Below are 14,861 nucleotides of genomic sequence, written 5' to 3'. Positions count from 1 at the left end.
CTATTTGATAATCTTTATAGTATGAAAATCAAGATAAAGCAAAGATAGAAACGATTGCATATAATTTCTATTTATTATGAAGGTTTGGAAGGTATTGGCTAATTTTTTGTAGAACACTGTCTATAGACGAATAGAGTATGAATATATTGTCTATTAGTCACTATGAGGATTGAAATTTGACTTTGCTAATCACAAACAGATTGCTATTCATGGAAAGCGGAGGTGTTGTCGAATGAACGAATCCCCTCGCGAGAAAAAAATTCTCGACGTGTTAGCTAACGGCCAAACCGTACATATTGGTAGCTCGCAGTTCGGACCTTTTTCGCAGCCATCCTTGATTGCCCTAAATCAGGTTCGTCAGTTAACCTCTAAGGAACTGGAACCACCCCTTGGAAGAGAAAAAATCTTAAATATTATTCAGCTGATTGGCCCCCTCTTAAACAACACTACGACCGAGCAACCTATTGTTAGTAGATCCGGTGAGCAAAACCAGGGTACACGGAAACTGAAATTGAGTAAAGTGATAGCCCAAAACTTCAGAGGATTACAGAGATACGGAGGCCCTGAATTTTCGTTTGAGTTCACCTCGGATTCTTATTTGATAACGGGAGTAAACGGTACAGGTAAATCATCTCTCCTCAACGCTATCGTTTGGGCTTTGAGTGGACAACTGCTTTGGGATCGTAGCCTACCGGCTGCCCCAACGGATGTAGACTTAAAGTACTTTTCTACTCAGACACAAAACCTTGGAACAATCAAAGCACATTGGCCATCTCACATTGCTATTCCAGATTTGTCTATGCTGGAAGGCGGTAATCCCCAGCCCTCTTGTTGGGTTGAATTGCACCTAGGACCAGACGATGGTTCCACACCAATAGTAATCCGACGTGAGTCACGACCTGCTAAAGGAGACCTTGTATCAGGTTTAGAATCAATAGATCCCGTTAGCATAGATGTATCAGTACTGATGCCTGGAAGGGTTAATCACATTCAATTTAATAAGGAATCAGAAATCGGCAAAATCTTGATCCAGATAAGTGGGTTAGAATCCCTCGATAAATATGGTACTTACGTTACAGGTCTTAGAGCAGCTTTCACCAAATACATAAATGAACTAGAAGATAGTGCAAAAAGCTCGCAGAATGAATTACAGTTGGTATCAGCCGAACTTCTTCGCAGTTTGCCCCAGGAAGTCGCAGAGGGATACCAGTCAGCTGGGAGCAGCGAAAGAAACCTTGTTGCACGGGCAGATTTGAAGATCAGCTGGCTTGAAAATACTGCGATAAATCGTTTGGCTAATCTAGTAAATATTCTTAATCTTGAACAACAGCCGTCAGCACAAGAACTGGGTCAGTTGGGAAAAAACATTTTAGTTGCCTTTGAAAATGTTAGAGAACAATCTCCTGATACGTGGAGAACTTTCACCGACCTTGCCAAGGCGATTAGCGATTGGGATAGCAACGCCGCTGACCATTGGAATAATGAATTAGATGAAACAAAACAGAACTTTAGGCTAGCCTTGGAGTGGTACCAGCGTCAGAGAGAATCAGCAAAACTTCGCTTAATACTTGTTGCGTGCCAGTTGATAGCTCCTGACATTGAGCCTGATCAGTGTCCTTTATGCGAACAAAATTTGCCGCCAGACCATAATTTGCGCAGAGAATTGCCAGAATATCAACAGAGTAAGGGGGCTGAAGTCAGAAACATTGTCGAAGTACTCAATAACCTAAGAGCCAAACTCTTGAAGGCATTACCCCTATCATTCAGCAGTATTAAGGCTGCATCTCCAGGAGGATTTGTTCTGCAGGCTTTTGATGATCACATTAGCCCGTATCTAAAGGGAAGCCTTGAACCCCTTGTGCAATTAGGTAAGAAATCTCTGGAAAATATAATTAATGGTAATGGTTCTTTTGATTGGATTACTCACGACACATCGATAGAACCTATTGATTTGAGCGAGTTTGAGCCTTCAGTTCGGGACATGATCCTTGAATTGATTAGGGAAATTAGTATGCAGTCGGAAAGAGTTCAATTTGTCGAATGGGCAAAGGAACATTTTCCAAGTGTTAAAGAGCAAATAGATATCTCCTTAGGATTTACTTCATCGGAATCCTTGACCTTATTGAAAGTGCTTAGTCAGGCGAACGAAATAGCAGAGGCGGTAAAACCTCTACAGGAAGCAATCAAAAACCTGGAGCAAATTAGAAAGTGCGCTAAAGCCCACTCCGATACCATGAAGAAATTGGAAATTGTGAAATTAGTTAGGAGTGCTTTATTACCTTTAGATATCTTAAAAAATCTCTCGGATAGTTCTTTAGTAGCAGATATTGAGAACGTAGAAGCGGAACTCCAGCATTTTTATGGCAGATTGTATAGCGGTGAAGACTTTCCCTTACGAAAAGTGTCTTCAAAGAGGGTTAACCGTAATATTTTATTCTCATTTTGGGTTGGTTATCGTAATGTTGTTGTCGAAGCGGCCCCATTTCTAAACTCCTCTCGAATCAGGGCTCTATTATGGTCTTATGTATTCGCTTTGTCGAAGGTTGGAAACCAAAGTTCAAGCGGAGATTGGCTTGATTTTACCCTAATAGACGAACCGCTGACGTCGTTAGATCAAGAGCACCAAAGAAGTTTCGCGTCTGTAGTCTTTGACACAAATTCGGCTCATCAGTATATCGTAACGTCCCATGATTTGCGATGGCCACGGGAACTAAAACGATTGACTAGCCAGAATATTGACGCTCAATATCATAGTTGTTACGGGATTAGCAACCGAGATGTGATTCGAATTGAGAAATGGTTGGAAGAATCGGATAGAAAATGGGAGGAATGGCATGCGGATGAATCCGACATTGAGAAGGGGAGAGACTATGTAGCTTCATCTCGTGAGTGGTGCGAAAACGAATTAAAGGATATTTTGGTGTGGGCAAGCGTTCCCTCATTACCACGTGATACTTTAGGTGATCTGATTAGGAAGATTGAGCATGCACAATTAAACGACCCATTGTATAAGATCGATGCATGTGAGATCCTACATGGTAAATTACGTGAAATTGAAACAGACCTGCAAAACAGCCATCATGGTTGCAGTGAACGAAATAGAATCATGAAAAATGAAATTAGTAGGGTTCATAAAGTTATGGTCGGAATTGCATCTAGCCTTGAAACTCTACAGAAAACGTTATTATATCGTCTGCGTAAAGACAACATTGTTTAATATCAAATCTAACTTTCGGTAATTAAAACTAATTTACCTAGAGAAGTTGAGTGTGGACTAATCACCGAAAAATTCTCCATAAAGCAATGACAGTCCAAGTTTGAGGTGTAACATGTCTGAGATTATCTATGGTCTATATGAGCAAATCATTAACGGTATCATTACCGAAAACCTAAATAAAGTTGATCAAGAACTCGTTATAAAAGATACCCACCCGCTGGATTCGGCAGAGTCTTCCAAAATCCTGGCGGATTACCTGACCAGAATTCTGCGCGAGATTTTTGATTATATCGACGAAGGGGATACCATTGTCAGAGACCGAGTTAATCTCTGTAATGGGATTTTACAGTACATTACAGAGTGTATTCAAAAAGGGAGCTTTAGTTTTAAAAAGGATGAAGTGACCTTGAAACGGATTAAAAGTTTCCTCATCCAGCAAGATGCCCAGATACTGTTATCCCTGGTGGATAAAAAACCAAGTAGACAAACAGCCTTGCTTGGTTCTGAAAAGATTGTCAGACCAGACACGTCCATTTCGGAGAACTCCCTCTTTACCGGGGCAGTTCATGAGCCAAGCATGGTGTCAGAGCTTAAAAAGGAAATCTTAAGCAGTCACAGGATAGATTTTCTCGTGTCGTTTATTAAGTGGAGCGGCTTAAGGTTGATTATAAATGAACTAACTCAGTTTACAGCCAATGGTGGCAAATTGCGGGTTATTACGACTTCCTATCTTGGCGCCACGGATTTTAAAGCGGTCGAGCAGCTCAGTAAACTGTCCAATACAGGAATACATATTTCCTATGATACGGAACGAACTCGCCTTCATGCCAAGACATATGTTTTTTGGAGAGATACCGGCTTCAGTACCGTCTATATTGGATCGTCCAATATTTCGGAGTCAGCGATGACCAGTGGGCTGGAATGGAATATTAAGTTATCTCAATATGACGCTGGGGACATTCTAGAGAAAATCCGAGCAACGTTTGAAGGGTATTGGAATAATCCCGAGTTCACGCCCTTTATCGCGGCAATTGATTCCGAGCGCTTGAGAAACGCTTTAAAGTCTGAGAGAAGATCCAGTCAGGATGAAGCGGGTAGCGTGGCGTTTAACTTTGACATTAAACCCTATTATTATCAGCAGGAGATTCTGGACAAATTGAAAGCAGAACGGGAAGTCCATAATTCGTTCAAAAACTTGGTCGTTGCAGCCACGGGTACCGGTAAGACGGTTATTGCCGCCTTTGATTACCGGGACTTTTGCAGGGCAAACCCGGGTAAACCAAACAAACTACTCTTTGTCGCCCATCGGAAGGAAATATTAAGTCAGAGTCTGGCTTGTTTTCGAGGGATTCTCAAAGATCTTAACTTCGGCTCGATGATGGTCGGAGGACTAAAGCCCGATAGTTTTGATCATTTGTTTGTTTCGATCCAATCTTTTAACTCCAAAGAACCGACAGAGATAACCCCGCCTGATTTCTATGATTATATCGTGATTGACGAATTCCATCATGCAGCGGCCCCGTCCTATCAAGAACTTTTAGATTACTACAGGCCTACGATCTTGCTGGGGCTAACGGCAACACCAGAGAGAGCGGATGGACGAAGTATCTATTCCTATTTTGAAGGCAGGATTGCGGCTGAAATTAGGTTATGGGAAGCGATTGAACGAAAGCTGCTCAGCCCTTTTCATTATTTTGGCGTGACAGATAATGTTGACCTAAGTCACGTGCGTTGGGTTGCTGGAAAGTATGATGAGCGGGAAATAGAAAACCTCTTTGTTTTTGAGCGAGCGGTCGCGGTTAAACGCGTCGGGAATGTCATCGAGGCCATTGAAAGGTATTGCTTAGAACGTTCGGACATTATCGGAATTGGGTTTTGTCTAACCAAAAAGCATGCTGAATTCATGTCCGAGATCTTTAACAAATCCGGGATCCCTTCGGAATTCCTTATTGCAGAATCCGAGGACTGTGTTCGGGATAGTGTGAAGCGCCGTCTAGTAACAATGGAAATTAAGTTCGTTTTTGTGGTGGATATATATAATGAAGGAATCGATATTCCCGAGGTGAATACGGTACTTTTCTTACGCCCTACGGAAAGCTTAACCGTCTTTTTACAGCAGTTGGGTCGTGGTTTAAGGCTAAGCGAGGGCAAAGAAGCCCTGACAGTCTTGGATTTCGTGGGACAAGCTCACAAGAAGTATTCGTTTGAAGATCGCTTCAAAGCGCTGTTGTCCAGGACTCGGAAAACGGTTGAGCATGACATCAAGCATGGTTTTGCTAATGTACCTAGAGGATGCTCTATCCAATTAGAAAAGCAGGCCCAGGACTATATTTTAGAGAACATCCGCAATGCGGTTAATAATAAACGAAACTTGATCAGCAAGCTCCATGACTTCATGGAAATTAAACGAGAGCTGAACGTCAGGGAGTTTTTTGAGGGTTACCATGTAACGCCACAAGATGTGTACAGCAAGAAGGTTACTGTGGTGGGATTAGCGGCTCAGGCCGATTTGCTCAAGGGACATAAAGTAGATCAAGAAAGGGAGCGTTTGTTAGCCTTTGCACTTGGTAGATTGTCTTTCATAAATTCCAGGCGCTGGATTCGTTTCATCCAGACGATCCTGCCTCAGATACAATCGAGCAAAGGGGTTTTGGCGCACCCCTTGCCAGCAGTGGAAAGAACCATGCTCGCCATGTTTTACTATACGCTGTTCGCCAAGGGCTTGGCTGATCTGGGCAATCGTTTCCCTTCGATTGAAGCAGCCCTTTACTGGGCGATTGAGGATCCCTTACTTTACGGAGAACTGACGGGCTTACTAGATTATCAGTATGTGAAAATCGATTTCGTGCACAAGTCACTGGCTGAATTGGGAAATGAAAACCCGTTGGATTTATATTGCTCCTATACCACGGATCAAATTTTGGTGGCTCTTGGGAAACATACGGAACAAAAGAAGAGCTCTTTCCGGGAAGGAGTTCTCTACCTGAGCGAAAAGAAGTTGGATGTTTTCTTCGTGACTTTGAATAAGTCGGAAAAGGATTATTCTCCTTCCACGATGTATCAGGATTACTCCATTAATGAGGAGTTATTTCATTGGCAATCCCAGAGTCGAACGACGGAGGAATCGGTTACAGGTCAGCGGTATCTTAACCAAGCAGTCAATGGCGGGAATGTGTTGTTCTTTGTGAGGGAATACAAAGAAGAGGAGAAGCTTACATCACCCTATACCTGTCTTGGCTTGGCAGATTTTCAGAGTCACTATGGTTCGGCACCGATCAGCATTGTGTGGAAGATGAAGGAGTCGTTGCCGGGGTTTGTGATGAAGAAGACGGTGAAGGTTTGACTTTTGGATTTATTACATTACTTGAAAGATATAAAGAAAAGCAACAGGGCCTTTCATAAAAAAATTAAGATTCCGTTCATACTTAGCATTATCAGAGGCTCCCCTTGTTCAAATTGTAAGGGGAGCTTTTCAAATCCCGCCGAACTGGAGTGGATATGTTCCCAACTACATTCCCCATGGTTTTAAAGTTGTAAAACAGAAGAAAGAGATATGTTAGATGCTATTTATTATTCAAATGAGCAAGGCCAAACCATTCGATTCACCCAGTATCGAAGTAGCAATACAGACTTAAAAGTAGATACGGAAGGTGCTACTGTCCAAAATACACAACTGCGATGCACTTTTAGCCGAGAAACAAGGACTTGTCAGTATTGTCTGGAAGGAAGAATTTCTGTTTCCTCTTATAGGAGAAGCAGATAAAGCAGAGATGATTAAAATGGCCGATAGTATATGCCGAAAATAAATGAAGATATTTCCAAAAGAAGTGTCACAAAAAGCCACCTTCTTTCGTTTATTTGTATGAAGGGATAAATGAAAGGGGGTGATTTTTATGAGAAAGAGAGCAGCAGCACTCGTCCTGTCACTTTTAATTCTTTGCGTGGCTCCCATGCAGGCGTTTGCCCTCGGTACAAATCAAGTGACCAACTCAGAAATTGGACCATTATGGGTCAGCATCACGGAATTCACAAATTCCTTTGGAATTTCCGGCGGCGGACTAGCTCAATTTGATACAAGCCTTTATGCGCGAAGCAACATAAACAAAGTAGTCATTAATGCCAGCATCCAACAATACATCAATGGCAGTTGGCAGACAATCAAAAGTTGGACGAGTACTTCTTATAGCAACAGCGGATATCTGAATCAAAAGTGGTATGTCGTGAGCGGTTATAATTACCGGCTAGTTTCAAACGGAGCAGTCTATCAGAATGATACTCTGGTAGAGCAAACTTCTTACACGGGTTCAAGTTATTGGTATTAATTTAAGGTTCACACTCTCCAATGAAATTTGAGGAAGAAATAGCCTTTTAATTTCATATTCTTCAAAAAATCAAAAAGCCATTTAAAGTTTAGCTAATTTGCAAGTTAAGAATGGGGGTAAAATTGATGAAAACCAGCAAAAAATTAATAGGAATTTTCTTAGCTATTCTTAGTTTATTACTTTATTTCAATATGCCAGTTTATGCCAATGCGACAAATGGTACCACTGATTATAATATATTCCTCTCAATTCCATTGGAAAATAGTGGCCTCGAATATGAGGTTAATGGAGATGGCTATGCTACTGGGCCTACAAGTTTTGCAGTCCAGGGCAACTTTATTTACATTCTTGATGGAGAAAAAAATAAAGTATTCATATTTAAAGATGGTAAGAAGGTAAATGACTTTCAAGTAAAAGGTTTACTAGCTGCTTCTGATATTAGGGTATCAAAAGATATTATTTATGTTGTTGACAAAGAAACAAAAAAATTAGCTTCTTTTCAACAAGACGGTAAACAAATAGCTTTGATAGATCTAGCCGATTATAGTAATAAAGGAACACTGACCCTTGATTTAGATAAGGATGGTAATGTTCTTTTAAAGACTGGAAATGGATCATTGACTAAATTTGATAAAGATCTTAAAATTGGAAGCGTAAGACAAAATTTTTTCAAGTTTAATAAGAATTCAAATTATAAGGGGAATTTGTTATTATCAGAAACTGGTTTAAACATTGACTTTAATTCTAATGAACTGCTGGGCTCAATGAGTCTTACCCATATTGATAAAAGTGGTAATTTGTTTGTAACAACTGAGGAACTGCTTGATGTACCTATTATTACAGTTGAACAAACAGTTAAGGAATATGATTCAAAAGGGGGATTAATTGGCACAGCAAGGGTTCCACTAGAATTATATAAAGCTCATCCAGACCGATATACAGATGTTACTGAAGATGGAGTCTTTGCATTAGTACCTAAAGCGTATTCAATCGATGTTGTTAAACTAAATACAATCACAAATTTCACTTCCCGTATGCCTGAATTAAAAAAAGAGTTCGAAAAGAGTTATAAAAATCCGGAATCCGATATCAATAAAAATTCTTCAATGTTAGCTATAAATTATTTAACAAGATCTCAGGTAGAAAATAATGGGTATTATATAAATAATTATAGCTGGACATTGAACTCAAATAATCGTAAAAGTATGTCTGGTGTTACATTTCCGGATTGGTTGAGCACTGTAAATATTCCTTACAGTGCCACGGGTATTCCATATTGTTGGGGTGGATTTGATTCATTAAATACTAGCTCCTCATCTTCTTGGAGTAATTACGGTAATGCAATGAGTTATGGTGCAAATGCAGGTAATGTTTACTGTTCAGGTTATTATAAATCAGGTACAGCAGGTCTCGATTGTTCAGGTTATGTTTCCGCCTGCTTTGCTTTTACTAGTAAATGGGGAACGGGAGACTTTTATAGCAATACATCATTGTTCAATGATATAAATGTAAGCCAGCTGGGAAATTGCGATATTGTTGTTCATCCCACGGATCATATCGTTTTGTGGAAGGGTGCGGATTATGGTAACTCTGATCATTTCTTTACTTATGAAGCTACCACTAGCGGACTTGATAAATGTAAAGCGTATGATCGTTATTGGTCATCATTAAGTGGTTATAAGTGTAGAACCTATAAGTATTATTAATCAAGAATATAATATACGATGAGGTATGGTTATAGCCATACCTCATCAATCTTTTCTAAATGTAAAGGGTGGTAATATTGAAAAAAATAAGTTTTTTTGCAATGCTTCTTATCATTCTTTTATTAGCTTGGAATAATTTTAGCTTCCAATTAAAAAGAAATTCTACTAAAATATTGATGCCAGGTTCCAATTACAGTCTTCTTAAGGAACCTTCAGCAAAAGCTTATGAAGAATCTAAGGTAAAGATACCAGGGGGGGAATTAGTTTCAATTTTAAAAACCGAAGATGATTGGGCACTAATTGAGGCAAATGGCCAAAGTGGTTGGATTTTAAAGTGGTTTATTATTAATGAAAATAGTGATGCAAAATTATTAAAATTAAACACAGACTATATGATACTAAAAGAAAAAACTCAAGGGCAACTTTACCCAGAGGGCCCCACTATTGTGGAATTAGAAAAAGGGAATTTAATAAAACCGTTATTCCGTTGGGATGATTGGATACAAGTTTCTATCATTCAGTTTGATATCCCCAGCATTTCCGTTACATGGATAAAAGAAAATCTTCTTGCCTTACCATCAGAAGTAGAACCCAATGAAGGCTTTTTGAGGGTTGGCTGTCCAGCGTATGAAATATTGGATTTTAACAAGATAAGTTCAGTTAATCCAACAACAGTCCAATACTCAATGCAAGTAAGGCTTAAAAAAAGACAAGGTGAGTTCATATGGGTTTCGGGACCTTCTGAATGGGATGCTTGGGTAAAATCAAGTGATATCTTATATACAAAAATTGATTAATAATTCCTAAGCACTAACCTCGCAATCCTCGGTTCTCTACCTGAGCGAAAAAAAGTTGGATATTTTCGTCGTAACCTTGAATAAGTCGGAAAAGGATCCTGTGTAAGAAAGTGAGTGAATATCTCGAACAGCGTTCAGAGTGGGAAAACAAAGGAGTTGTTTGGAATTGTTTACGTTACTGGCAACCTTAAAAGTAAAACCTGGCAAAGAGGTCGAAGTGACCGAAATTTGTACTCAATTGGCCAAAAAAGTTCTTGCTAAGGAAAAGGACTGTTTGATGTACATACCCCATGTGGTAAAGAATGACCCAACTGAAATAGTCTTCTTGAAAAGTACAAGGATAAAGAGGCCTTCAAAGCCCATGGGGATTCAGCCTATTTTCAGGAAGCAGCCCAAAAGTTTGAAGACCTGCTAGAGGGTAAGATCCAGGTTAAATTTCTTGAAGAAGTTTAATTGGCTGCAGCGAGCGATTGACGCCAGACATAAAAGTAATAAGTAATAGGAGGCCTTCGCGTGTTGAAGCGAAAGCCTCCTATTACTTTACGGTTGGCCTTCCCCGGTTAGTCTAATAGCAACAGGACCTTTCATAAAAAAATTATAGATCCTTTTCATACCTATGTTATTGAAAGCTCCCCTTGTTCAAATCGTACAAGGGGAGCTTTTACTCAACTTGACACTCTAATCAAACTCAAATTTAAAAAGGTAAATGAATTATGCTAGCGAATACCCTAATATTAGCACAACAAGAAACTTAATACGTTCACCCCTTCAATAATAAATACTATGAAAAGGAGAAAAATGCATGCTGATTATTTTTGCTGCGATACAAAATAAAGAAAACCGCAGCAGACTAGAAGCTTTGTATGAAGAACATGCTTCTCGGATGTATAAGGTAGCATATAGCATATAGGATTTTAAATGATGAACATCTGGCTCAGGATGCAGTTCAGGAAGCTTTTATCAATATTTCCAATAATCTTGAAAAGGTCATTGGAACTGACTGTAACAAAATAAGGGCCTTATTCATTATTATTGTTAGAAACGTTGCCATTGATATCTATCGACTGAGGAAAAAGCAATATAGCGTTTCTATTGAAGAGATTGAAGAAGATTTATCCGAATCGGGACCAAGTGTTGAAGAAATTCTAATGAATAATGAAACGTTTACCAGAGTGGCAGAGAAAATTAGAGAATTGCATTCGTCTTATGCCGATATTCTTTCGCTTAAATTTTTTTATTACTATGAAGATGAGGAAATATCCCGGATTTTAAATATTACACCCGAAAACGTCCGAACACGGCTTCACCGGGCCAGAAAGAGTCTGATCAGATTATTATCTCAGGAACAGGAGGCGACAAATCATGAGTGAACACGAACCAGCGAAGGTGCAGGCCAAGGAAAAAGTGCTGGAAGCACTCTTCGAATATGCCGCAGCCTGTCATGTCGAAACCATAATCGCTGAGAATTCGATTGAGGATGATTCTGCTCCTGATTTTGCCCTTCCGCCGGAATTTGACCGGAGAATGAAGAAGCTGATTGCTAGGCATGACAGAAAAGAAACATTTATGAAGATAAGAAAAAGGACCGTCAGGTTCCTGCCAAAAGTAGCGATCTTTTTGCTGGTCTTGTTAGGAAGTTTTACGATAGTCGTGGCTAGTGTTCAAGCTTTAAGAGTGAAAGCCTTAAATATCATTTTAAATATCCAGAATCAATACACTAGCATTAAAACGACAGATGAAAATAACGGTCAAACGAAACAGGCTATCGAGCAAATCCCGCCGAACTGGAGTGGATATGTTCCAAACTACATTCCCCATGGTTTTAAAGTTGTTAAAACAGAAGAAAGAGATATGTTAAATGTTATTTATTATTCAAATGAGCAAGGCCAAACAATTCGATTCACCCAGTATCGAAGTAGCGATACAGACTTAAGAGTAGATACGGAAGGTGCCACTGTCGAAAATATTTCAATACACAACCGCGATGGACTTTTAGCCGAGAAACAAGGACTTGTCAGTATTGTCTGGAAGGAAGAATTTCTGTTTTCCCTTATAGGAGAAGTAGATAAAGCAGAGATGATTAAAATGGCTAAAAGTATAAGCAAAAAATAATGAAAATATTTCCAAAAAAAGTGTTACAAAAAGTCACCCTCTTTCGTTTATTTGTATGAAGGATAAATGAAAGGGGGTGATTTTTATGAGAAAGAGAACGGCAGCACTCGTACTGTCACTTTTAATTCTTTGCCTGGCTCCCATGCACGCGTTTGCCCTTGGGACAAATCAAGTAACCAACTCAGAACTAGGACCATTATGGGTCAGCATCACTGAATTCACAAATTCCTTTGAAATTTCCGGCAGTGGACTAGCTCAATTTGATACAAGCCTCTATGCACGTAGCAACATAAACAAAGTAGTCATTAATGCCAGCATCCAACAATACATCAATGGCAGTTGGCAGACAATCAAAAGTTGGACGAGTACTTCTTATAACAACAGCGGATATCTGAATCAAAAGTGGTATGTCGTGAGCGGTTATAATTACCGGCTAGTTTCAACCGGAGCAGTCTATCAGAATGATACTCTGGTAGAGCAAACTTCTTACACGGGTTCAAGTTATTGGTATTAGGAATATTTACATGCTTCAATTTCATGCAAATAGATTACAAATGATTTTAAACGATTATTTACAAGGAGGTAGACACGTATAGTATTTATTTTTGTTTAAAAAAATGGAAAGGTGGTTTATTAATCATGAACACAAAGAAATTATTTACAGGACTTGGAATATTCGCTGGAGTAGTAATTCTATCTCTTACGCTGATGAAACCAATCGCTTAATGGCGGAAATGTTTTGTTCTTTGTGAGGGAATACAAAGAAAAGGAGAAGCTTACATCACCCTATACCTGTCTCGGCTTGGGAGATTTTCAAAGTCACTATGGCTCAGCACCGATCAGTATTGTTTGGAAGATGAAGGAGTCGTTGCCGGGGTTTGTGGTGAAGAAGACGGTGAAGGTTTGAGATGGCTGGTCACTGCAGACAGAGGTAGATGTTGTACGAAATATTAGGGAGATGCTGGTTTTTTTGTGGGATGGAACTGGGTAGGGCATCTTGTTTTCCCGGATAACTTTTATGGAGTCGGTACATTAAATATGGACGAGACAACATATTCCTTCGGTTGCTAGACATAAAAGAACAAGTTGTTCCGCGGGTTGACGCGGAGCACCTTGTTCGACAATATTAGCGGCTATAAGCATTGACACTTTATGCATTTTTACTGTTATTATATAGCTCATCGGGGCATATATCCTCGCCAGATGCCCATTCTAAAGTGATATCACTCACTTTAACTGTATTAAACATATGCTTATTTTTCAATTTCCGATAAAACGGCTCCTCAATTAGCTTTGACATATCATAAATCTTCGTCTCTCCGTTATCAAAAAGCACTTGCAAGCTGAAGTTGTTCAATGGCTTAACTTCTTTTGGTCTTGGTACCATCTTAATCACTCCAAACCCTTAATGGTAAAATACTCCCCAGTCTCCTGAACGGACTTCCATAGTGCCTCAAGTTCCTCCATATGGATTGTAGCCCAGGCAGCAATAAGCTTCAGTTGTTTCTTTGGGATATTTCCTGTTATAATTTCACCATCGAGTGAAAAAGAACCGGAATATTCTCCATAAATCGCATGAAAATGGGGTAGATGGTGCTGTTCTTGATCATTAAAAAACATCCTTATTAAAATCCCATAAAAGTGTGAAATTAAAGGCATGGTATCACCCCTAAAAGTATTTCTTAGTACTTTTATATTAGCACAGAATGAAGAGAGAAATCTACATAATGGGAAAAAATCCAAGATAATGTCTTGCAGTGCGACATGACCAAACCTCAGCCCGTCCCTACTAGGCGGAACGGTTAACCTCCGCTCACCTTTCCGATCAAGTACTAGGTTTATCTCTATTCGGTGGAAGTTTTCCCATTGGCCACCGATCCGCACAAGCATGAGTTTAGCGAAGTCTCTAACATTAAACAAATCTTAGGATGCGAAAAGCTGCTTAATGTTCCAACAAAAAGTATTTATATTTGTCAGACGAAGAGTCAGAGGAGCTATTAGACTTCGGAACCATCTCTTGGGACGATGCAAGTGAAAATAACCCTTCTCAATCCTCTGAATTTAGACTTTATTATTCGGAAAATATGGCTATGAGTGAAGCAAATGAAGGAGACTTACTGGTCATTGCTCTACGTCCTGACAAAAGTGTCATGATAATCATTGCTAAGTCTGGATCAACCTCTGAAAATCAATTATTATTGCTTTTTGGAACAGCCGAAACAACCTTTATAATTAACACCAATTTAGCTTCTAAAAGCGTAAATTTTAGTACACGATTTATTTTAAGAGGGCTTGGAGTCAATGTGTAGAATTAGAGATAGTTGTATTGGAAGATATGGTTCGAAATTTTGAAAAACAAATTTCTGTCATCAGTATTCTCTACATTTTATCGCCAAACCTTACCTTATGACGAAATCCCTGTTGCTTGGGCTATTACTCAGCCTTTTCAGAAAATCAAACGGACAGAGGAATTCGGACATCACCCTATACCTGTCTCGGGTTGGCAGACGTTCAGAATCACTATGGTTCGGCACAGATCAGTATTGTCTGGAAGATGAAGGAGTCGTGCCCGGGGTTTGTGATGAAGAAGACGGTGAAGGTTTGATTCACTCTTGCTACCAGTATATGAAAAAACAAGGTGCTTCGCATTTAACGCGGAGCACCTTATTTTCGTTCAGATGGCCTTTGAGTCGCAACTCAGTATAAA

Annotated in this window: 14 protein-coding genes; 12 read left to right on the top strand and 2 right to left on the bottom strand. The window is 39.5% G+C overall.

The features are described 5' to 3' along the window. Nucleotides 1–232: 232 nt before the first annotated feature. The 11 genes from DSOL_RS23835 (at nt 233) to DSOL_RS28215 (ending at nt 13,061) form a co-directional block, all read left to right on the top strand. A complete protein-coding gene (locus DSOL_RS23835; protein ID WP_075367234.1) occupies nt 233–3,217 on the top strand; it encodes an AAA family ATPase in 2,985 nt (994 codons plus the stop codon). A gap of 112 nt (nt 3,218–3,329) precedes the next feature. Beyond that, the gene (locus DSOL_RS23830) at nt 3,330–6,560 is read left to right on the top strand and encodes a DEAD/DEAH box helicase (protein WP_075367233.1); all 3,231 of its coding nucleotides are present in this window, start codon (nt 3,330–3,332) and stop codon (nt 6,558–6,560) included. Nucleotides 6,561–6,770: 210 nt separating this feature from the next. Further along, nucleotides 6,771–6,980 (top strand): DUF4367 domain-containing protein, encoded by a 210-nt coding sequence (locus DSOL_RS29845; RefSeq protein WP_345788422.1) that lies wholly within the window; start codon nt 6,771–6,773, stop codon nt 6,978–6,980. A 130-nt stretch (nt 6,981–7,110) separates the two neighbouring features. After that, nucleotides 7,111–7,539: a hypothetical protein gene (locus tag DSOL_RS23820; RefSeq protein ID WP_075367232.1), complete on the top strand. Its 429-nt coding sequence runs from the start codon at nt 7,111–7,113 to the stop codon at nt 7,537–7,539. A 125-nt stretch (nt 7,540–7,664) separates the two neighbouring features. Further along, nucleotides 7,665–9,245: an NHL repeat-containing protein gene (locus DSOL_RS23815; RefSeq protein WP_075367231.1), complete on the top strand. Its 1,581-nt coding sequence runs from the start codon at nt 7,665–7,667 to the stop codon at nt 9,243–9,245. Between the two features lie 77 nt (nt 9,246–9,322). Then, complete coding sequence (locus DSOL_RS23810; RefSeq protein WP_075367230.1) at nt 9,323–10,042, top strand: SH3 domain-containing protein; 720 nt, start codon at nt 9,323–9,325, stop codon at nt 10,040–10,042. A 166-nt stretch (nt 10,043–10,208) separates the two neighbouring features. Next, nucleotides 10,209–10,457: a putative quinol monooxygenase gene (locus DSOL_RS23805; protein WP_235838977.1), complete on the top strand. Its 249-nt coding sequence runs from the start codon at nt 10,209–10,211 to the stop codon at nt 10,455–10,457. A 484-nt stretch (nt 10,458–10,941) separates the two neighbouring features. Further along, nucleotides 10,942–11,412, top strand: a complete 471-nt coding sequence (locus tag DSOL_RS23800; protein ID WP_345788423.1) for an RNA polymerase sigma factor — start codon at nt 10,942–10,944, stop codon at nt 11,410–11,412. After that, nucleotides 11,405–12,154: a DUF4367 domain-containing protein gene (locus DSOL_RS23795; protein WP_075367229.1), complete on the top strand. Its 750-nt coding sequence runs from the start codon at nt 11,405–11,407 to the stop codon at nt 12,152–12,154. Before DSOL_RS23800 ends, DSOL_RS23795 begins: the two co-directional genes overlap by 8 nt. Nucleotides 12,155–12,239: 85 nt before the next feature. After that, the gene (locus DSOL_RS23790; RefSeq protein ID WP_075367228.1) at nt 12,240–12,668 is read left to right on the top strand and encodes a hypothetical protein; all 429 of its coding nucleotides are present in this window, start codon (nt 12,240–12,242) and stop codon (nt 12,666–12,668) included. A 225-nt stretch (nt 12,669–12,893) separates the two neighbouring features. Continuing rightward, entirely contained in the window at nt 12,894–13,061 is a 168-nt protein-coding gene (locus DSOL_RS28215; RefSeq protein WP_170871603.1) for a hypothetical protein, read from the top strand. A 243-nt stretch (nt 13,062–13,304) separates the two neighbouring features. On the opposite strand, the gene DSOL_RS23785 is transcribed toward DSOL_RS28215, so the two are convergent. Both DSOL_RS23785 and DSOL_RS23780 read right to left on the bottom strand, forming a co-directional pair. After that, on the bottom strand, nt 13,305–13,541 hold the full coding sequence (locus tag DSOL_RS23785; protein WP_073030641.1) for a DUF2442 domain-containing protein: 237 nt from the start codon (nt 13,539–13,541) through the stop codon (nt 13,305–13,307). 5 nt (nt 13,542–13,546) lie between these two features. Continuing rightward, nucleotides 13,547–13,813 carry a DUF4160 domain-containing protein gene (locus DSOL_RS23780; protein ID WP_073030642.1) on the bottom strand — a complete coding sequence of 89 codons (267 nt, stop codon included), beginning with the start codon at nt 13,811–13,813 and terminating at the stop codon, nt 13,547–13,549. A 311-nt stretch (nt 13,814–14,124) separates the two neighbouring features. On the opposite strand from DSOL_RS23780, the gene DSOL_RS23775 reads away from it, so the two are divergent. Then, nucleotides 14,125–14,463, top strand: coding sequence for a hypothetical protein (locus DSOL_RS23775; RefSeq protein ID WP_075367227.1), 339 nt, complete (start codon nt 14,125–14,127; stop codon nt 14,461–14,463). The last annotated feature ends 398 nt before the right edge of the window (nt 14,464–14,861 follow it).

This window comes from Desulfosporosinus metallidurans (genome assembly GCF_001936615.1).
GTDB lineage: Bacteria > Bacillota > Desulfitobacteriia > Desulfitobacteriales > Desulfitobacteriaceae > Desulfosporosinus > Desulfosporosinus metallidurans.
This window is presented reverse-complemented; position numbering and strand designations above follow the sequence as displayed.